Below are 18,567 nucleotides of genomic sequence, written 5' to 3'. Positions count from 1 at the left end.
GGAGGTTTGTATGACGATCATGGCCCCCGAGGCTGTCGGCGAATCGCTCGACCCTCGCGATCCGTTGCTGCGGCTGTCCACGTTCTTCGATGACGGCAGCGTCGAGCTGCTGCACGAGCGGGACCGCTCGGGCGTGCTGGCGGCCGCCGGCACGGTCAACGGCGTTCGCACGGTTGCCTTCTGCACCGACGGCACCGTGATGGGTGGTGCGATGGGGGTCGAAGGCTGCGCCCACATCGTCAACGCCTACGACACCGCCATCGAGGAGCAGAGCCCGATCGTGGGCATCTGGCACTCGGGCGGTGCGCGGCTGGCCGAGGGCGTCAAGGCGCTCCACGCGGTCGGCCTGGTCTTCGAGGCCATGATCCGGGCGTCCGGCTACATCCCGCAGATCTCGGTGGTCGTCGGCTTCGCCGCGGGCGGCGCCGCCTACGGGCCCGCGCTGACCGACGTGATTGTCATGGCTCCGGACAGCAAGGTGTTCGTCACCGGCCCCGATGTCGTGCGCAGCGTGACCGGCGAGGACGTCGACATGGTGTCCCTCGGCGGTCCGGAGGCCCACCACAAGAAGTCCGGTGTGTGCCACATCGTCGCCGACGACGAGCTCGACGCCTATGAGCGCGGCCGCCGCCTGGTCGGATTGTTCTGCCAGCAGGGTCATTTCGATCGCACCAAGGCTGAGGCCGGCGACTCCGATCTGCATGCGCTGCTGCCGGAGTCGGCGCGCCGGGCCTATGACGTGCACCCGCTCGTGACGGCTCTGCTCGACGAGGGCGTGCCGTTCGAGGAGTTCCAGGGCAAGTGGGCACCGTCGATCGTCGTCGGGCTGGGTCGGCTGGCCGGCCGCACCGTCGGCGTGATCGCCAACAACCCGCTGCGCCTCGGCGGCTGCCTCAACTCCGAGAGTGCCGAGAAGTCGGCGCGTTTCGTGCGGTTGTGCGATGCGTTCGGAATCCCGCTCGTGGTCATCGTCGACGTGCCCGGCTACCTGCCCGGTGTCGACCAGGAATGGGGCGGCGTGGTGCGTCGTGGCGCCAAGCTGCTGCACGCCTTCGGCGAGTCGACGGTCCCCCGCGTCACGCTGGTGACCCGCAAGATCTACGGCGGTGCCTACATCGCGATGAACTCGCGATCGCTCAACGCCACCAAGGTGTTCGCCTGGCCGGACGCCGAGGTCGCGGTCATGGGCGCCAAGGCCGCGGTCGGCATCCTGCACAAGAAGAAGCTGGCGGCCGCAGCTCCCGAGGAGCGCGAGGCGCTGCACGAGCAGTTGGCGATCGAGCACGAGAAGATCGCGGGCGGTGTGGATTCCGCGATCGAGATCGGCGTGGTCGACGAGAAGATCGACCCGGCGCACACGCGCAGCAAGCTGACGCAGGCCCTGGCCGAAGCGCCGGCACGCCGCGGTCGTCACAAGAACATCCCGCTGTAAACGCTCGGTATACGCGAAACGCCCCGTCGTGAGACGGGGCGTTTCGTGTGTCCGGCTCAGCGGGTGGTGTATCCGCCGTTGGCGAAGATGGTCTGGCCGTTGATCCAGTGCCCCTCATCGGTCAGGAACACCACCAGCGGCGCGATGTCGGTGATCTCGGTCAACCGGTTGCCCATCCCCTGCGACTTGTGGAACTCGACGCGTTCGGGGGTCTCCTGCGGGTAGAAGAACGGCGTGTCCATCGGCCCGGGCGCGACATTGTTGACGTTGATGCCACGCACGCCGAACTCTTTCGAGGCCGCGCGGGTGAAGTGCTCGACGGGACTCTTGGAACCCGCGTAGGTGGAGTATCCGTCGGTGTAGGCCGCGAGCAGCGCCGTCACGATGGTGACGATGGACCCGTTGTCGTTGAGCCGGGTCCCGGCCTGCTGCAGGAAGAAGTACGCCGCCTTGGCGTTGATGTCGAACATCGAATCGTATTCGGCCTCAGTGGTTTCGCCGATCGGCTTGCGCAGCACCTTGCCGACGGTGTTGACCGCGATGTCGACGCTACCGAATGCGTCGATCGCGGTGTCGAACAGCTTCTCGACGTTGGCGGGCACCGTCAGGTCACCCTGGACCTTGACGGCCTTGACGCCCGCCGCCTGCACTGCCGCGACGGTCTTGTCGGCGTCGGGCTCCGACGATGCGCTGTTGTAGTGGACCGCGACGTTGACACCCCTCGAAGCCAATGTCGTGCTGATCAGACCACCGAGGTTCTTCGCCCCGGCAGCAACCACTGCTGATTTGCCCTCAAGTTTGCTCATGCCTCGACGTTAACGAAGCGATCGACAAATCAGAAACCGAAAATACCGCAGTTTCCACAACTCATTCTTGTGGATAGACTCAACCGGTGTGTACCAGCTTCCCTGATCTGCGGCGATTACGGCAGTTCATCGCGGTTGCCGAGGCCGGCAACGTCACCGCGGCCGCCAAAAGCCTGCACATTAGCCAACAAGCCCTAAGCAGCTCAGTGCAGCAACTGGAGAAAGAGCTCGGCGCCACACTGTTCAACCGGGACGGGCGCCGCCTGACGCTCACCAGAGCCGGACGCTTGCTGCTGGCCGAGGGCAGGCCGCTGCTGGCGGCCGCCCGCACCGTGGCCGAGCGGGTCGAACAGACCGCCAACGACGTCGAGGAGGTGTTCGTCATCGGCCACACGCCGGCCTTGAGCGGCGTGGAGGCCTACACCCGGCTCGAGCCGGCCATCGACGCGTTCCCGAGGCTGTCGTTCACGTTCCGACAGCTCTATCCCGATCAACTGGTGGGTGCCTTGCTCGACGGGTCGGTTCAGCTGGGGCTGCGGCGCGGGGTGGTGCCGACCGATGAATTGTCCACGGCGGTCGTGGGTTACGACCGCGTGCGGCTCGCGCTGCCGAGCGATCATCGCTTGGCCGGACTGCCCGCGGTCGGCATCGGCGAACTCGCCGGAGAACGCATCGCGCTGTGGGCGCCGCCGGGCTCCTCTTACTACAGCGATTTTCTGATGGGCGCGTGCCGGCGGGCCGGGTTCGAGCCCGATTACGTGGTCAGTCGTGTCCAGGGTTCGGCAACTGTGGCCGCACCGCTCACCACGGGCGGGATCGCATTCGTGACCGCACCCGCCGGCCCTGCCATGGGCGGTCGCGTGACCGTCACCGAACTCGAGCCGCCACTCCTGGTCGGCGCGCAGGCGCTCTGGCAGCGCCACACCAGCTCAGCGGTCCGCGATGTCCTGCTGGCCCAGGTCTAACCGAGCACCGCGAGCATCTCGGCGGCGGCCGCGGCCGCGCGCTCGCGATCCGCGGCGACGAGCCCGATGCGGGTGCGCCGGTCCAGGATGTCGTCGGCGGTCAATGCCCCCTCGTGGGTCACGGCGTACTCGAATTCGGCTCGGGTGACGTCGATTCCGTCGGCAACCGGCTCGGTCGGACGGTCGCAGGATGCCTGCGCGACCACGTTCGGCGCCTCGGCCCCGTACCGCGCCACCAGTGAACCGGGCAGTTCGGGCGACAGCTGCACGGTCGACACCGGATTGGCCGGTGCACCCACCAGCGGCAGATTGCGGGTGCGGCACTCCCCCGCCGCGAGCCCGCGCAGCGCCACTGCGCGATCCAGCACATCCTGTGCCATGTAGCGGTATTCGGTGAGCTTGCCGCCGATCACGCCGATCACGCCGTTGGGCGATTCCACGACGGCGTGTTCGCGCGAGACGTCGGCGGTCCGGCCCGCGCCGGTGTCGATCAACGGGCGCAGCCCCGCGTAAGCGCCTCGCACGTCGGCCGGCGTCAGCGCCGTGGCCAACGCGGTGTTGACGGTGTCGAGCAGGAACGTGATCTCGGCCGAAGTCGGTTGCGGCACATCGGGAATCGACCCTGGCGCGTCCTCGTCGGTCAAGCCGAGATACACCCGGCCCAACTGCTCGGGCATCGCGAACACGAACCGGTTGAGCTCGCCGGGAATCGGGATGGTCAGCGCGGCGGTGGGGTTCCCGAACGCCTCGGCGTCGAACACCAGATGGGTACCGCGGCTGGGCCTCAACGTGATCGACGGGTCGACCTCGCCTGCCCATACGCCTGCGGCGTTCACGACGGCACGTGCGTCGACGTCGAACGAGCTTCCGGTGACCTCGTCGGTGAGGCGCACGCGATCACCCTGCGCGACGCTCGCCGACACGCGCGTGAGGATGCGTGCGCCGTGCTGCGCAGCGGTGCGGGCCACCGCCGTGACCAGCCGAGCGTCGTCGATGAGCTGGCCGTCATATGCCAGGAAGGCGCCGTCGAGACCGTCGGTGCGGACCGTCGGCGCGAGCTCGACCGCACGGCAGGCATCGACCCGCCGCGACCTCGGCAGCGTCGCGGCGCTCGTGCCTGCCAGCTTGCGCAGCCCGTCGCCCGCGACGAAGCCGAACCGGATCAGCGCACGCGAGGCTCGGCCCATCGAGGGCAGGAGCGGCACCAGTTGCGGCATCGCCCGCACGAGGTGAGGCGCATTGCGGCTCATGAGGATTCCGCGTTCGATCGCGCTGCGCCGGGCAATGCCCACGTTTCCGGTGGCCAGGTAACGCAGCCCGCCGTGCACGAGTTTGGAACTCCACCGGCTCGTGCCGAACGCGAGGTCGCGCTTCTCGACGAGCGCCACGTCCAGCCCACGCGTGGCGGCGTCGAGCGCGATGCCCGCGCCCGTGATCCCGCCGCCGATCACGAGGACGTCGATGCGCCCGCCGTCGGCGAGTGCGGCGAGTTCGGCAGCGCGCCGGTGCGTATTGAGCGCAGTGGGTCCGGTCATGGTTTGAGGTATCCGTTCAGCGAATGAGCGAGCTCGGTGGCGAGCGCGTCGGCGTCGAGTATCGGTTCGACCATCTGCCCGGATTGGATGGCCGACTGGGTGATCAGCAGGCACATGGTGGCCAGCTGGCGTGGATCTCCCGCGCGCACACTCCCCTCTTCCTGCGCGAGTTTGAGTTCACCGGCGACGGCATCGATGAGGATCTGCTGGCTGGTACCGAGCCGCTCGGCGATGTAGACCATCGCGAGGTCGGGTGCGGTGTGCAGCACGGCCATGATCACGTCGTCGTGGCGAAGCCGCTGGGCCACGGTGACGATCCGCTCCACGAGGGCCTCGCGCCCGGCCTCGGTGGTCTCGACGTCGTCGAGCACGCGCACGATCCGCGCGGTCAGCAGCGCCGCGAGGATCGAGCGGGTGTCGGGAAACCGCCGGTAGACGGTGGGTCGGCTCACCCCGGCCCGGCGCGCGATCTCGGCCAGCGTCACCCGGTCGATACCGAAGGCAAGCACGCAGCTGGCGGCGGCATCCAGGATCCGGTCGCCGAGCGACTCACCGTTACTGAGTGACACCATGTGTAATACTGTAACGCATGACGCGTCCGGCTGAGCAGTTGCTGCCTCCGATGAAGTGGAACGCCTGGGGTGACCCACAGGCGGCCAAGCCCCTGTCCGACGGCATTCAGGCCTTGCTGCAGCAGGCGCTGGGCATCGAGGCCGCCGCGGCCGCTGAGCTGACGCCCGAACAGGTCGAGCTTCGTCCGTCCACCCTCGGCAAGGGTGACCGTGATGCGCTCGCCGCGATCGTCGGGCCTGCGCACTGCCGGGTCGATGACCTGTCGCGACTCTTGCACGCCGGCGGCAAGTCCACGCTGGACCTGTTGCGCCGCAAGGATTCCGGTGTCCAAGACGCGCCTGACGCGGTGATCCTTCCCGGCGGCGAAGATGAGGTGGCCGAGCTGCTGAGGTACTGCACCGAGCACCGGATCGCGGTCGTCCCGTTCGGCGGTGGCACGAGCGTGGTCGGCGGGCTCGATCCGCTGCGTGGTGAATTCACCGCGGTGATCTCGCTGGATCTGCGCCGGCTCAACGTCCTGCACGGCATCGACGAGGTATCCGGCGAAGCCGAACTCGGCGCCGGGGTCAGCGGCCCCGAAGCTGAGGAACTGCTTGACGCACATGGGTTTTCGCTCGGCCACTTCCCGCAGAGTTTCCAGTTCGCCACCATCGGCGGGTTCGCCGCCACCCGGTCCTCCGGCCAGGATTCGGCCGGCTACGGCCGATTCGACGACATGGTCCGCGGCCTGCGTGCGGTGACGCCGGCCGGCGTGCTCGACCTCGGCCGGGCGCCGGCCTCCGCGGCAGGGCCCGATCTCCGCCAGCTGATCGTCGGCTCCGAAGGCGTGTTCGGGGTGATCACCCGGGTTCGGGTGCGCGTACACCCGATTCCGGAGTCGACGCGTTACGAGGCGTGGTCGTTCCCCGACTTCGCCACCGGCGCTGCGGCATTGCGCGCGGTGACGCAAACCGGCACCGGCCCCACGGTGATCCGGCTGTCCGACGAGGCCGAGACCGGCGTCAACCTCGCGACCACGGAAAGCATCGGCGAACAGAGCATCACCGGCGGCTGCCTGGCGATCACGATGTTCGAGGGCACCGCCGCACACACCGAGAGCCGGCACGCCGAAACCCGCGCCCTGCTGCAACAGCACGGCGGGACGTCACTGGGCGAGGCACCCGCCAAGGCCTGGGAGCACGGCCGGTTCGGGGCGCCATATCTGCGCGACTCCCTGCTGGCCGCCGGAGCCCTGTGTGAAACGCTGGAGACGGCGACGAACTGGTCCAACATCGCAGCGCTGAAAGACGCTGTCACGCAGGCCCTCACGTCCTCGCTCGGCGAGTCCGGCACACCGGCGCTCGTGTTGTGCCACATTTCGCACGTGTACCCGACGGGCGCCTCGCTGTACTTCACGGTCGTCGCCGCCCAGCGCGGCAATCCGATCGAGCAGTGGCGCGCGGCCAAGGCCGCCGCATCGGAGGCCATGGTGCGCACCGGTGGGACGATCACCCATCACCATGCCGTGGGCGCCGACCACCGGCCGTGGATGCGCGACGAGATCGGTGATCTCGGTGTCGACGTGCTGCGCGCGGTCAAAGCCACCCTGGACCCGGCGGGAATCCTCAACCCGGGCAAGCTGATTCCGTGACCATTTCGCGGGTCACCGTGCTGACCAATCCGCTCTCGGGACACGGCAACGCCCCGCATGCCGCCGAGCGGGCGGTCGCGCAGTTCCAGCGCCGTGGGGTCGACGTCTGCGAGATCGTCGGCACCGACGCCGCCCATGCACGCCGGCTCGTGGACGAGGCGCTCGACCGCGGGACGGACGCGTTGGTCGTCGTCGGCGGGGACGGCGTGATCTCATTGGCACTGCAGGCACTGGCCGGGGGCGACGTACCCCTCGGTATCGTGCCCGCCGGCACCGGCAACGACCACGCCCGCGAATACCGGCTCCCCACCGGCGATCCCGAAGCAGCCGCCGACGTGGTGGCCGACGGGCGTACCGAAACCGTCGACCTCGGTCGCATCGTCGACGGCTCTGGTGCGGTGAAGTGGTTCGGGACGGTGATGGCCGCCGGGTTCGACTCGCTGGTCAGTGACCGGACCAACCGCATGCGCTGGCCGCACGGGCGGATGCGCTACAACGTCGCGATGGTCGCCGAGATGTCCCGGTTGCGGCTGCTGCCGTTCCGGCTGTCGTTCGACGACGGGCCGGAGGTCCGCACCGAGCTGACCCTCGCGGCGTTCGGCAACACCCGCAGCTACGGCGGCGGCATGCTCATCTGCCCGGGCGCCGACCACACCGATGGTCTGCTCGACATCACGATGGTGCATTCGGCGTCGCGCACGAGGCTTATCCGCTTGTTTCCCACGGTGTTCAAGGGCACGCACGTCAACCTCGACGAGGTCACCACCAAACGGGCGGCGACGGTTCACGTCGACTGCCCCGGGATCAACGCCTACGCCGACGGCGATTTCGCGGCCGCGCTGCCCGTGACGGTGTCCGCCGTGCCGAGGGCACTGAAGATCCTGGTGCCGTAACTTGAAACCCGATGAATTGGGAGTTTGAGGCCGAGGTCTTCCAATGGCGCGGCCCGGCGCCGTACTTCTTCGTCGCAACCCCCGACGACGTCGATGCGTTCCTGCACGACCACCTCGGCGAGCTGACGTACGGCTGGGGTGTGATCCCGGCGCAGGTCCGCATCGGCGACACCGAGATCGCGACGTCGTTGATGCCCCGCGACGGGGTCTATCTCGTACCGCTGAAAGTGGCGCTACGGCGCGCCGAACAGATCGACGACGGTGACCTCGTGCGGGTTCGCTTGTCCGTCGGCCGGTAGCCAATTCTCGCTCCCACCAAGTCTTGAGCCGTACGGCATGTTTGCCGCACACGTCAGAGGCCGCGCGGTATTTTCAATTGGGCCGGGGCGAATCGATTCAGACTGATCGGGTGCGGAGCGTTATGGATTCAAGCAAGTACATCGGTCGCGTCGGCGCTCTTGCCGTGGCATTGGGCATCGGCACGGCGTTGACATCGGGAACCGGCGTCGCATGGGCCGACGACGGTGGAAACACCTCGGGCAAGGCAAATTCCAGCGCGAGCAGCGACGCCGGCAAATCAGGTGAATCCGCGGCCAAGGAACCCGACAGCAAACCGTCGGGCACAACCAAGCCGGACCGCAGGGGCCCGCTCTCGAAGGTCGGTGAACGGATCCGCAAGGACGTCGAGGCCGGTCTCGACGGCGTGCAAGATGCGTTGAAGCGCAGCCAGACTCGGATTGAGAAGACGCGCGACGAGCTCCGCGACCGGCCGACCAAGGTCACCGCCGTGACCGCGGACGCCGAGGCCGACGAGGACGCCGTCAAGCCCACGCGCAAGCGCCGCGACGTCAGCGTCGACAAGGCACAGACCGCCGTCCCGACCGCGGCCAACGCCGTGCCTGCACTCGATCGCACCCCGCGGCCCAACAGCGTGGTCGTGAAAGTCAAAGAGGCCACGCAGGACATCACCGAGCGCATCACCGAGACCGTCAGCGCAACCCGGGCACAGTCGATCGTCGAGAAGGTCACCCAACGCAGCGTCGATGTCCCGGCCACCGCGCAGGCAACGAATGCGCAGGCCCCGCAAGCTCCCGCGGTCCCGGTCGTATCGGCCCTGCTCGCGGCCGCCGGGCTGTCCCCGCTGGGCGCGGGCACGAGTCCGGTCGCGCCCGCACAGTCGCCGGGCTTGTGGGCCGTGATGGCGTGGGCCCGACGAGAATTCGAGCGTGCGGTCAATCCGAGCGGCACGAGCCTGGTGTCGGCCAACGATGCGGCGTCCGTGGTCGCCGAGGGTGAGATCCAGCCGACGGCGGCCGCCGCTCCGAACCTCGCGGTGCAGACCGAGGACCTGACGCCCAAGCCGGAGGTCCCGGCGTCGCTCACCGGCGCGACGATCAAGCTGCCGTGGGTCACCGGCACCGGCGTCACCGACCACTGGTACGTCGCGGGCACCGACCTCGGCATCATGTGGAACAGCGGATACACCGACCCGGAAACCGGAAAGCCGATCATCTACACGCTGTTCGGCGACACCTACAGCGGCCCGAACATGACCGGCGACTGGCGCAACAACGTGTTGTTCCGCACCAGCGACACCAACCTGATGGACGGTCTTCAGTTCAGCGACGCACTGATCCACGCCGGCGCCTCGCCGACCAACCCCGGAATTCCCCGGTGGTATTCGCGCGACGAGCAACCCGCGGCCGGCGCGGCTCAGATCATCTACGACCCGGGTTATGACGGGCTGTTCGGCCGGACCTACACGATGATCCCGACCTCGGCGATCGCGATCCAGAACGACGACGGCACCTACACGCAGTACGCGACCGTGATGTCGATCCGCACGTGGGACAACCCCGGCAGCTGGACCACCAACTACGCGGCCATCGCCTACTCGACCGACGAGGGCAAGACGTGGACGGTCGATCGAGACACCGTGCGGTCGTCGGGTTGGTTGCGTGCGGGACCGGCTTACGTGCCCGGCGATGAGCACTTCCAGCAGAACGCTCTGGTGATGTCGAACGACCCGGAGGATCCCTACGTATACGTGTACGGGACGCCGTCCGGTCGGCAGGGCTCGGCGTACCTGGCCCGGGTCGAGAAGGACCAGATCATGAACCTGGATGCCTACGAGTACTGGGCGGGCGAGGATTCCAGCGGCACCGGCCAGTGGACGACGGGCGATCCGTCGGCCGCGGTTGCGGTCTTCGGCTCGAGCGAAACCGATTTCCTGCCACGGCTCTACAAGGTCATCGACACCTTCACGTTCGGCTTCTTCAGCAAGATCGCGAACGGCATCTGGGTCGGCGGCCTACCGACCGGCGGCAACGTCAGCGAGATGTCGGTGCAGTACAACGAGTATCTCGGCCAGTACGTGGTGCTCTACACCGACGGCGGCAACAACGTCGTGATGCGGGTGTCGGAATCACCTCAGGGCGAATGGTCGGACACCACGACGCTCGTGAGAAACGACCTCGTGACCAACACCGGCATGTACGCCCCGATGGTTCACCCGATGTCGGGCACCGACTACTTCGACACCGCCACCCAGGACAACTCGCAGTACCTGTACTACAACCTGTCCTACTGGGGTGAATACAACGTGCGCCTGATGCGTACGGACCTCGCGTCGATGAAGACGATCTCGGTGTAGCGACGTGCGGCTCCCACTCGCGTTGACTGCGGCGGCCATCACCGTGGCCGCCGCGGTCAACGCGACCGCGTGTGCCCGCGCCAATCCCGAACCGCCACCGCCGGGCCCGGCCCAGACCACGCCGCCGCAGGCGGGCTCGGCCTGCCCCGACCCCTTCGACGGAGCCATGACGCGCGCGCAGCAGATCCTGTTTCGGTGCAACAACGGCATCTGGGAACAGTTCCACGATCCGTATCCGTCGTCGGACCGCTGGCTGACCACCGGACCCGAGTTGGTCGTGCACGGTCAGGGCCGACGGAATCCAGAAGTCAAGGGCGGCTCCTGGACAGGTTCGCCGCAGACCGCCGAAGCGCGTTGCGGCGCAGAACTTGTCGACGTGGTCGGTGCCGGCGAGACGTCGGCCCCCGAGACGCTGTCGGCCGAGCCGGGCCAAACGCTGACGTTCGACATCAGCGACCACATGTTCACCGTCACGCTCAGCGGCTACTGCCTGTGGCAGCGAAGCTGACGGCCTAGCCGACTCCCCGGTTCAGCCAGCTGACCTCGCCGGTCTCGCCGCCGTCGCGGTAGGGCTCCAAGGATTCGTCCCACGCGGTGCCGAGGACGGTGTCGAGTTCGGCGGCCAGCATGTCGGCGCCGCCTGCCATCAGCGTGCGCAGCCGCATCTCGCCGACCATCACGTCGCCGTTGGCGCTCATGACACCGCTCCACAGACCGAGCTGCGGGGTGTGGCACCACCGGTGGCCGTCGACGCCCGCGCTCGGGTCCTCGGTCACCTCGAAGCGCAGCACCGACCAGGACCGCAGGGCGTTCGCCAACTGCGCTCCGGTGCCGACCGGTCCAACCCAGTTGGTGACCGCGCGTAGCTGGCCGGGCATGGCCGGTTGCGGGGTCCACTTCAGGTTGGCCCTCGCCGACAGGGTCGACGACAACGCCCACTCGACATGCGGGCATACCGCCGCGGGTGAGGCGTGGATGTACACCACGCCCGTCGCCGCGTCGGCGAACTGGTTCGATGCACGCATCTGCTTCTCCTTCGGCTCCACGAGGGACGTCTTCCCCAACGGCCTGGTGTTACCAAAGAGATGCAGTTGTTCCGTGCGTGTCTATTGTGCCCTGTGTGGCGCCTGTTGCGCTAGTCTGTGCCGATTTCTCTCAGCACACCATCAGATATCGCGGGCCACAGCTCGTACGTCCAGTCGCCGAAGTCGCGGTCGGTGAGCGCTATCAGTGCGACATCGGCGGCCGGATCTACCCACAGAAACGTCCCTGACTGGCCGAAATGGCCGAACGTCGCCGGAGAATTCACCGATCCGGTCCAGTGCGGGGATTTGCTGTCGCGGAGTTCGAAGCCAAGGCCCCAGTCGTTGGGCCGCTGCGCGCCGAATCCGGGCAGCACCCCCGCGAGCCCGGGGAACTGCACCGAGACCGCATCGGCGTGCATGGCCGGCGACACCAGTGCGGGGCATAGCAGCTCGCTGGCGAACGCCGCCAGATCGGCCACCGTAGACACGCCGCCGAATCCGGCGACCTCGGCGCCGCCCAGCAGTTTCGAGGCTGCCATCCCGAGCGGCTCGAACACCGCCTCGGTGAGGTAGCGGCCGAACTCGATGTCGGCAGCGTCCTCGATGGCCCGCGCCAGCAACTCGAATCCGTAGTTGGAATAGACCCGCCGCTGCCCCACTTGCGCAATCACGTCGGCCGAATTCATCGAGACCCCGGACGCATGCGCCAGGAGGTGCCGCACGGTCGACCCCGGCGGGCCGGCGGGGGTGTCGAGTTCGACGACGCCTTCCTCGATCGCGATCTGCGCGGCGCGGGCCACGAGCGGTTTGGTCACCGACGCCAACGCGAACGGCTTGCCGGTGTCACCGTGGGTGGCCAACACGCCGGACGGCCCGACCACCGCGGCCGCGGCAGTCGGAACCGGCCAGTCATCGAGAACATCCAGTGCGCCCATTGCGCAGGATGCTACTTGCGGGCGATGAAGTAATCGTTGAAGGGATCGGTCTCGACGTCGTGGACCGTGACGGCACCGAAGCCGGCGTCGGCGAGCATCGACAGTGCGAGCTGGCGGCCCCACATGGTGCCGAGACCGGCACCACCGGCCGACAACGAGACCGTCATGCAATGCATGGTCGAGATCGTGTAGAACAGCGAGGCCCACGGGATCGCGATGTTGTCGGCCAGGTTGCTCGACGCCTTGATATCGACCATCAACAGCACTCCGCCCGGCCGCAGCGCCCGGTGGATGTTGGCCAGGACGCGATCCGGGTGCACCTGGTCGTGGATGGCGTCGAACACCGTGATGGCGTCGAATGCGTTCTCGACGTCGAGCGTGGCCAGGTCCCGCGACTCGAAGGTCGCGTTGGTCAACCCCATCATGTGCGCCTCGTCGCGGGCCGCGGTGACCGCCGGCGCCGAGAAGTCGTATCCGGTGAACCGGCTGGCACCGTACTCGGCGGCCATGACGTTGATGGCATGCCCGCTGCCGCAACCGAAGTCGGCGACATCGATGCCGCGTCGCAGCCGCTCGGGAAGACCGTCGGCCAGCGGAAGGATGCCCTCGACGAGCGCGGCGTCGAACACCCCACCGCTTTCCTCGGCCATGATGGCGTGAAAGCGCGGGAACTCGGTGTAGGGCAAGCCCCCGCCATGACGGAAACAGTCGACGATCTTCTGCTCGACTTCGCCGAAGATCGCGATGTACTGCGCGAGTTTGGCGATGTTGTCCGGTCCGCCTGCCCGCGTCAGGGCCGCGGCGCGATGCCGTGGCAGATGGTAGGTCGCCGCGTCGGCGTCATAGTCGACGATGCCCGCGGTGACGATGCCGCCGAGCCACTCACGGACGTAACGTTCGTCGAGGCCTGCGGCGTCGGCGATCTGAGTGCTGGTGGCGGCGGGCAGTTCGGCGAGCGTGTCGAACAGGCCGGTCTGGTGGCCGATCGAGAGCAGCAGGGCCACGGCGGCGTCGTTGACGATGCCGACCACGCGATTGCCGAAGTCTTCGGCGGTTTCTTGTGCGATGAGTGTCATGCCGATGACGCTAGATCTCGCGGTCGCTCACCGGAATCCGCCGAATCATGCGTCTGAGATCGCCGAGTGGGGTGAATGCTGCAGTCAGGAGTCGCGCACTACACCGTTCTGGTACGCCCAGGTGACGGCGGCCGTCCGGCTCGACACCCCGAGCTTGCTGTAGATGTTGGCCAGATGCCTGCCCACGGTCTTCTCGCTGATGACGATCTGAGCCGCGACCTGACGGTTGGTGGCGCCTCCGGCGATCGCGCGCAACACCTCGATCTCGCGCCGGGTCAGCCCGCCCGGGCTGCCCCGCCCGCACACACCGCTCGGCTGCACGGCGAGTTGCTCGTAGATGTTCTCCGCGGTGGCGATATCGGCGGCAGCGGCCGCGTCATCGCCAAGACCCTTGTGCGCCAGGGCCATCCACTCGTACACCTCGGCGATCTCGTAACGCGCCTGCTGCGTGCGGTACTCGCGCAGCGCCGCCTCCAGAACACTGAGGGATGCGGCGTACTCACCGCTGCGCACCAGAACGGCGCCGCGGGCCTGCGCGGCCCAGGCCCGGTAGCCCGGGGTGGCGAAAGTCTGCGCACCCGTGGTCAGTTCATCACTGTGCCGCCGCGCCTCGTCCAGGTCGTTGCGGGCCAATGCGACGATCACGGCGGCGCGCAGCATCCGCATGCGATCCAGCCGACCCGCTCCCGCCAGCGCAACCCGCAAGTCGGCCCAGGCGGCCTGGCTCTGCCCGAGACTGCAGCGCAACAAGGCCTCACCGGGCTGCGGATCAACACCGAGGGCGCGCGCCTTCGCGAACGCGGCCAGCGCGCCCTCCGCGTCACCGCGCAATCGGCGGACCTCACCCAGCTGGTAGAAACCCTCGCCGCCCACCCAAGCGTTGACGCCTTCCAATGCCGTACTGGCAGTGAACAATTCATCTTCCAGGCGACGGTAGTCTTCGTCGCCTGCGGCCAGTTGCAGCCGGTGTACATCGCACACCCGGTAGTAGGAGGCGGTGCTGTTGACGTCGCACCAGCGTTCCATGGCGTCGGTCCACGACCGCATCCGCGGATGGTCGGCGAGCTTGTGGCACAGGTTGAGCACCACGCAGTAGATGTCGCCCGCCCACTCCACGCGGACGTGGCCGGCGAGCAACGGCAGGATCGCCTCGTCGACATAGGCGTATCCCTCGGCGATCCGGCCGTCGTAGAACGCCGCCATCGCCTGGGCGACCAACGACAGCGAGGCCAGCGACGGATCGTCGAATCCGTCGCACAGTTCCCGCATCTGCTCGGCGCGCCGGCTCAACTCGTCGGGGTCCTGCTGCACACCGGCGACAACCGCGTCGAGGTAGGCCAGATACCCGTGGCTCGGCCCCGGCGGTGCTCCCGTCAACAGCCTGCGGGCCCGGTTCATCCAGCCCTGGGCGATGTTCACGTCGCCGCGGGTCAGCCATTCCAGCCCGATGTCGAGCGCCTTCATCGCGGCGGCGGACGGGTCGGTGCGCGCCAACAGTCCGTAGACCCGTTCCGCCAGGCGGACCGCTTCCTTGCCGTGCCCCAACCGCCACGCGGCCGTGGCGTACGCATCCACGTCGGCGAGGGGCATCGGCCCGATACCGTCGGCCGCGACATACGCTCGGTGAGCAGCAGCCCAGTCACCTCGCGCGTAGGCGGCCCGCGCCTCCAACAGCGTGGGATTGTCCGATGCTCGCATCGCCGATGCTCGGGCCGTCGTCATTGCTGCCCACGGTATTACGCGAGAGGCTCGCGCGACAGCATCAATGCGCCACCGCTAGGTTATTAGCCATGCCTCAGACAGTGCGCGGTGTGATTTCGCGGTCCAAGAAGCAGCCCGTCGAGTTGGTCGACATCGTGATCCCGGATCCGGGTCCGGGTGAGGTGGTGGTCGACATCATCGCCTGCGGGGTGTGCCATACCGATCTGACTTACCGCGAGGGCGGCATCAACGACGAGTACCCGTTCCTGTTGGGCCACGAGGCCGCGGGCACCGTGGAGGCGGTCGGCGAGGGTGTCACCCATGTCGAGCCCGGCGACTTCGTGGTGTTGAACTGGCGCGCGGTGTGCGGGGAATGCCGCGCCTGCAAGCGGGGCCGCCCGCACCTGTGTTTCGACACCCACAACGCCGCGCAGAAGATGACGCTGGCCGACGGCACCGAGCTCACCCCTGCGCTGGGTATCGGCGCGTTCGCCGACAAGACCCTGGTGCATGAGGGCCAGTGCACCAAGGTCGATGCCGAGGCCGATCCGGCCGTGGCCGGGCTGCTGGGCTGTGGGGTGATGGCCGGTATCGGCGCGGCGATCAACACCGGCGCCGTCGGTCGCGATGACACCGTGGCCGTCATCGGCTGCGGCGGCGTCGGTGACGCCGCGATCGCCGGCGCCGCACTCGTCGGCGCCAAGAAAATCATCGCCGTCGACACCGACAACAAAAAGCTCGACTGGGCCCGCGACTTCGGCGCCACCCACACCATCAACGCCCGCGACCTCGACCCCGTCGTCACCATTCAGGACCTCACCGACGGCTTCGGCGCGGACGTGGTCATCGACGCCGTCGGCCGCCCGGAGACCTGGAAGCAGGCGTTCTACGCGCGTGATCTGGCCGGCACAGTCGTGCTGGTCGGCGTGCCCACCCCCGACATGACCCTGGAAATGCCGCTCGTCGACTTCTTCTCCCGCGGCGGATCACTCAAGTCCTCGTGGTACGGCGACTGCCTACCCGAACGCGACTTCCCCACCCTCATCTCCCTCTACCTGCAAGGCCGGCTACCGCTGGAAAAATTCGTCTCCGAACGCATCGGCCTCGACGCGATCGAAGACGCCTTCCACAAAATGCACGCCGGCGAGGTCCTGCGCTCAGTGGTGGTGCTGAAATGAGCGCCACCATCCAGCGGGTCGTCACCAGCGGTAAATTCGAACTCGACGGCGGATCGTGGGACGTCGACAACAACATCTGGCTGGTCGGCGACGACACCGACGTCGTGGTGTTCGACGCCGCCCATACTGCGCAACCCATCGTCGACGCCGTGGCCGGCCGCAACGTCATAGCCGTCGTCTGCACCCACGGCCACAACGACCACATCACCGTCGCCCCCGAACTCGCCACCACCCTCGACGCCCCCGTGCTGCTGCACCCCGCCGACGACATGCTCTGGCGAATGACTCACCCCGACAAAGAATTCCGCAGCGTCGAGGACGGACTCGCCCTGACCGTCGGCGGCCTGGACATCCACGCCCTCCACACCCCCGGCCACTCCCCCGGCTCGGTGTGCTGGTCGATCCCCGACCTGAACGCCGTCATCTCCGGCGACACCCTGTTCCAGGGCGGACCGGGCGCGACCGGGCGGTCGTTCTCGGACTTCCCGACGATCCTCGACTCCATCTCCCAACGCCTGGGCACCCTGCCCGGCGAGACCGTCGTCTACACCGGCCACGGCGACACCACGACCATCGGCGACGAAATCGTGCACTACGACGACTGGGTCGCGCGCGGCCACTAACCCGCCAGTCCTGCCATTGGACACCGGCAGCGTCGGGTTAGCCTGAGCACATGGCCGACGGGCCGCGCCGAGCAGAGCCATCACGATGCATTCGCCTCGTGACGGCCTGCCTGGCCATGGTGGTTGCCGTGGCGTGTTCAACGACGGCACCGCCGCCCATGCCGCCGCTGCCGTCGCAGACAACGCCGGCCTCGGCTCAACCCGTACCGCGGCCGGGTGTGTCGGGGACATCGCTGACGCTCGACGGCAAGCCGTGGTGGCCGATCGGCATCAACGCCTATCAGCTGGGTACCAACTGGTCGGTCAATGCGGGCTGCGGCGCGCAGGTAGATCTCGACGATTACTTCGGCCGCCTGCAACCGCACTCACTCACCCGATTCAACGTCTACTCGACGATGGCGGTGAACAAGCACACCGGCCAACTCGATTTCACCGCGCTCGACGCCGTGTTCAAGGCCGCTGAGCGGCACGGCCAACTGCTCATCGCCGTGCTGACCAGTGACGAAGGCGGTTGCGAGAACGACTATTTCAAGGACTACGCGTGGTACGCCGGGGGCTGGCGGACCGATGTCTCTCACGGTTTGCCGATGACCTTCGCCGCTTGGCTCGACACGGCGGTCAAGCGGTGGGGCGGTTCGCCGGTGCTGGCCGGCTGGACCGCGGTCGGTGAACCCGAGCCCTCGGATTGCTTTGACCACCACTGCCATTGGACCGATCGGGCCTGTCACCCGAACTCGGCCAACGTGCTGCGCGCGTTCTTCGACGCGACCGGCTCCCGTATCCGGGAGTTGGATCCCGGTTCGCTGATCTTCAGCGGTCACGCCGGTGGCGGGCAATGCGGATCACGGGGCGACGAGTTCGAGATGGTGAGCGCCTCACCCGGTCTGGACGTCTTGGAGTACCACTACTACGAGGAAACCGATTACCTGCCGGGTGACGTGTACGACGGCCTTCAGCGCCGCGTCGAACAGGCACGAGCGGTGAACAAACCACTCCTCGTCGCCGAGATCGGCATGGAGGCGGGCTCGTGTGCGACGCCGGCTCAACGCAGACAGGTGCTCGGCGACGCTATCACCCGGATGCGGGCCAAGGGTGCGGCCGGGGCCATGTTCTGGGCGTTCGTGCCGGATCCACGTCCCACCGAGTGCACACTCGACATCGGACCGCACGATCCACTGTTCGCGATGGTCGGGACCGCGAGGAGCTGACTCTCCAGGATCCGGCGTTTCTCCGCATCGAATTCAGCCTGGCGATCGAGGCGCCGACTACCGTCGGGGATGACGCTGCTACCGCCAGGAGGTCACATGGCCCGCGACGACGCGCCGGCACCGACCGGCGGTCCGAAACGGCGATTCACGCTGCGTTACTGGGTGGTCCTGATCCTCGTCGGGCTCGCTGCCATATTCGTTGCGCAGAATCGTGACCGCGTGGGCATCCACGTGTTGTGGGTGACGGTCGAGTCGCCGATGTGGTTCATCTTGGTCATCATTTTCGTCGTGGGACTTTTCATCGGTCTGCTGCTGCGCCGGCGGCGGAGTTAGC

18 protein-coding genes are annotated in these 18,567 nt (G+C 67.7%); 11 read left to right on the top strand and 7 right to left on the bottom strand.

Going from position 1 to position 18,567, the window contains the following annotated elements; all coding sequences use genetic code 11:
* Positions 1 to 10 precede the first annotated feature (10 nt).
* Positions 11 to 1,432 carry an acyl-CoA carboxylase subunit beta gene (locus tag AWC31_RS31890; protein ID WP_067855238.1) on the top strand — a complete coding sequence of 474 codons (1,422 nt, stop codon included), beginning with the start codon at positions 11 to 13 and terminating at the stop codon, positions 1,430 to 1,432.
* A gap of 56 nt (positions 1,433 to 1,488) precedes the next feature.
* Here the strand turns inward: AWC31_RS31890 and AWC31_RS31885 are convergent, their stop codons facing one another.
* A complete protein-coding gene (locus AWC31_RS31885) occupies positions 1,489 to 2,238 on the bottom strand; it encodes an SDR family oxidoreductase (RefSeq protein WP_067855235.1) in 750 nt (249 codons plus the stop codon).
* 86 nt (positions 2,239 to 2,324) lie between these two features.
* Between AWC31_RS31885 and AWC31_RS31880 the strand changes: the two genes are divergently transcribed.
* Positions 2,325 to 3,203: a LysR family transcriptional regulator gene (locus tag AWC31_RS31880; RefSeq protein ID WP_067855233.1), complete on the top strand. Its 879-nt coding sequence runs from the start codon at positions 2,325 to 2,327 to the stop codon at positions 3,201 to 3,203.
* On the opposite strand, the gene AWC31_RS31875 is transcribed toward AWC31_RS31880, so the two are convergent.
* Both AWC31_RS31875 and AWC31_RS31870 read right to left on the bottom strand, forming a co-directional pair.
* Positions 3,200 to 4,738: a glycerol-3-phosphate dehydrogenase/oxidase gene (locus AWC31_RS31875; RefSeq protein WP_085149065.1), complete on the bottom strand. Its 1,539-nt coding sequence runs from the start codon at positions 4,736 to 4,738 to the stop codon at positions 3,200 to 3,202. The genes AWC31_RS31880 and AWC31_RS31875 overlap by 4 nt on opposite strands.
* Entirely contained in the window at positions 4,735 to 5,310 is a 576-nt protein-coding gene (locus tag AWC31_RS31870; protein WP_085149062.1) for a TetR/AcrR family transcriptional regulator, read from the bottom strand. Before AWC31_RS31870 ends, AWC31_RS31875 begins: the two co-directional genes overlap by 4 nt.
* A 50-nt stretch (positions 5,311 to 5,360) precedes the next feature.
* On the opposite strand from AWC31_RS31870, the gene AWC31_RS31865 reads away from it, so the two are divergent.
* From AWC31_RS31865 to AWC31_RS31845, 5 genes are all read left to right on the top strand, one after another.
* Positions 5,361 to 6,941, top strand: a complete 1,581-nt coding sequence (locus AWC31_RS31865) for an FAD-binding oxidoreductase (RefSeq protein WP_085149906.1) — start codon at positions 5,361 to 5,363, stop codon at positions 6,939 to 6,941.
* Positions 6,942 to 6,943: 2 nt separating this feature from the next.
* Positions 6,944 to 7,834 (top strand): diacylglycerol kinase, encoded by an 891-nt coding sequence (locus AWC31_RS31860; protein WP_207626480.1) that lies wholly within the window; start codon positions 6,944 to 6,946, stop codon positions 7,832 to 7,834.
* Between the two features lie 11 nt (positions 7,835 to 7,845).
* Positions 7,846 to 8,133 carry a DUF1905 domain-containing protein gene (locus AWC31_RS31855; RefSeq protein WP_067855222.1) on the top strand — a complete coding sequence of 96 codons (288 nt, stop codon included), beginning with the start codon at positions 7,846 to 7,848 and terminating at the stop codon, positions 8,131 to 8,133.
* A 122-nt stretch (positions 8,134 to 8,255) separates the two neighbouring features.
* Positions 8,256 to 10,487: a DUF4185 domain-containing protein gene (locus tag AWC31_RS31850; RefSeq protein ID WP_085149056.1), complete on the top strand. Its 2,232-nt coding sequence runs from the start codon at positions 8,256 to 8,258 to the stop codon at positions 10,485 to 10,487.
* 4 nt (positions 10,488 to 10,491) lie between these two features.
* The gene (locus AWC31_RS31845; RefSeq protein WP_085149053.1) at positions 10,492 to 10,995 is read left to right on the top strand and encodes a hypothetical protein; all 504 of its coding nucleotides are present in this window, start codon (positions 10,492 to 10,494) and stop codon (positions 10,993 to 10,995) included.
* A 4-nt stretch (positions 10,996 to 10,999) separates the two neighbouring features.
* Here the strand turns inward: AWC31_RS31845 and AWC31_RS31840 are convergent, their stop codons facing one another.
* The 4 genes from AWC31_RS31840 to AWC31_RS31825 form a co-directional block, all read right to left on the bottom strand.
* Positions 11,000 to 11,512 (bottom strand): DUF3145 domain-containing protein, encoded by a 513-nt coding sequence (locus AWC31_RS31840; RefSeq protein WP_067855537.1) that lies wholly within the window; start codon positions 11,510 to 11,512, stop codon positions 11,000 to 11,002.
* 110 nt (positions 11,513 to 11,622) lie between these two features.
* The gene (locus AWC31_RS31835; RefSeq protein ID WP_085149050.1) at positions 11,623 to 12,447 is read right to left on the bottom strand and encodes a serine hydrolase domain-containing protein; all 825 of its coding nucleotides are present in this window, start codon (positions 12,445 to 12,447) and stop codon (positions 11,623 to 11,625) included.
* Positions 12,448 to 12,458: 11 nt separating this feature from the next.
* Positions 12,459 to 13,523: a class I SAM-dependent methyltransferase gene (locus AWC31_RS31830; RefSeq protein WP_085149046.1), complete on the bottom strand. Its 1,065-nt coding sequence runs from the start codon at positions 13,521 to 13,523 to the stop codon at positions 12,459 to 12,461.
* An 84-nt stretch (positions 13,524 to 13,607) separates the two neighbouring features.
* Positions 13,608 to 15,245: a helix-turn-helix domain-containing protein gene (locus AWC31_RS31825; protein ID WP_085149044.1), complete on the bottom strand. Its 1,638-nt coding sequence runs from the start codon at positions 15,243 to 15,245 to the stop codon at positions 13,608 to 13,610.
* 68 nt (positions 15,246 to 15,313) lie between these two features.
* On the opposite strand from AWC31_RS31825, the gene AWC31_RS31820 reads away from it, so the two are divergent.
* From AWC31_RS31820 to AWC31_RS31805, 4 genes are all read left to right on the top strand, one after another.
* Positions 15,314 to 16,402 carry an S-(hydroxymethyl)mycothiol dehydrogenase gene (locus AWC31_RS31820; RefSeq protein WP_085149041.1) on the top strand — a complete coding sequence of 363 codons (1,089 nt, stop codon included), beginning with the start codon at positions 15,314 to 15,316 and terminating at the stop codon, positions 16,400 to 16,402.
* Positions 16,399 to 17,025 carry an MBL fold metallo-hydrolase gene (locus AWC31_RS31815; RefSeq protein WP_085149038.1) on the top strand — a complete coding sequence of 209 codons (627 nt, stop codon included), beginning with the start codon at positions 16,399 to 16,401 and terminating at the stop codon, positions 17,023 to 17,025. The genes AWC31_RS31820 and AWC31_RS31815 overlap by 4 nt, the downstream gene beginning before the upstream one ends.
* Positions 17,026 to 17,153: 128 nt before the next feature.
* Positions 17,154 to 18,233 (top strand): beta-mannosidase, encoded by a 1,080-nt coding sequence (locus tag AWC31_RS31810; protein ID WP_234817063.1) that lies wholly within the window; start codon positions 17,154 to 17,156, stop codon positions 18,231 to 18,233.
* A gap of 96 nt (positions 18,234 to 18,329) precedes the next feature.
* The gene (locus AWC31_RS31805) at positions 18,330 to 18,566 is read left to right on the top strand and encodes a LapA family protein (protein ID WP_085149032.1); all 237 of its coding nucleotides are present in this window, start codon (positions 18,330 to 18,332) and stop codon (positions 18,564 to 18,566) included.
* Position 18,567: the final 1 nt, after the last annotated feature.

The sequence above is a fragment of the Mycolicibacterium wolinskyi genome, assembly GCF_002101965.1.
In the GTDB taxonomy this organism is placed as follows: Bacteria; Actinomycetota; Actinomycetes; order Mycobacteriales; family Mycobacteriaceae; genus Mycobacterium; species Mycobacterium wolinskyi.
Note: the sequence above shows the minus strand (reverse complement) of the source record. Positions and strands in the feature narration are given on the sequence as shown.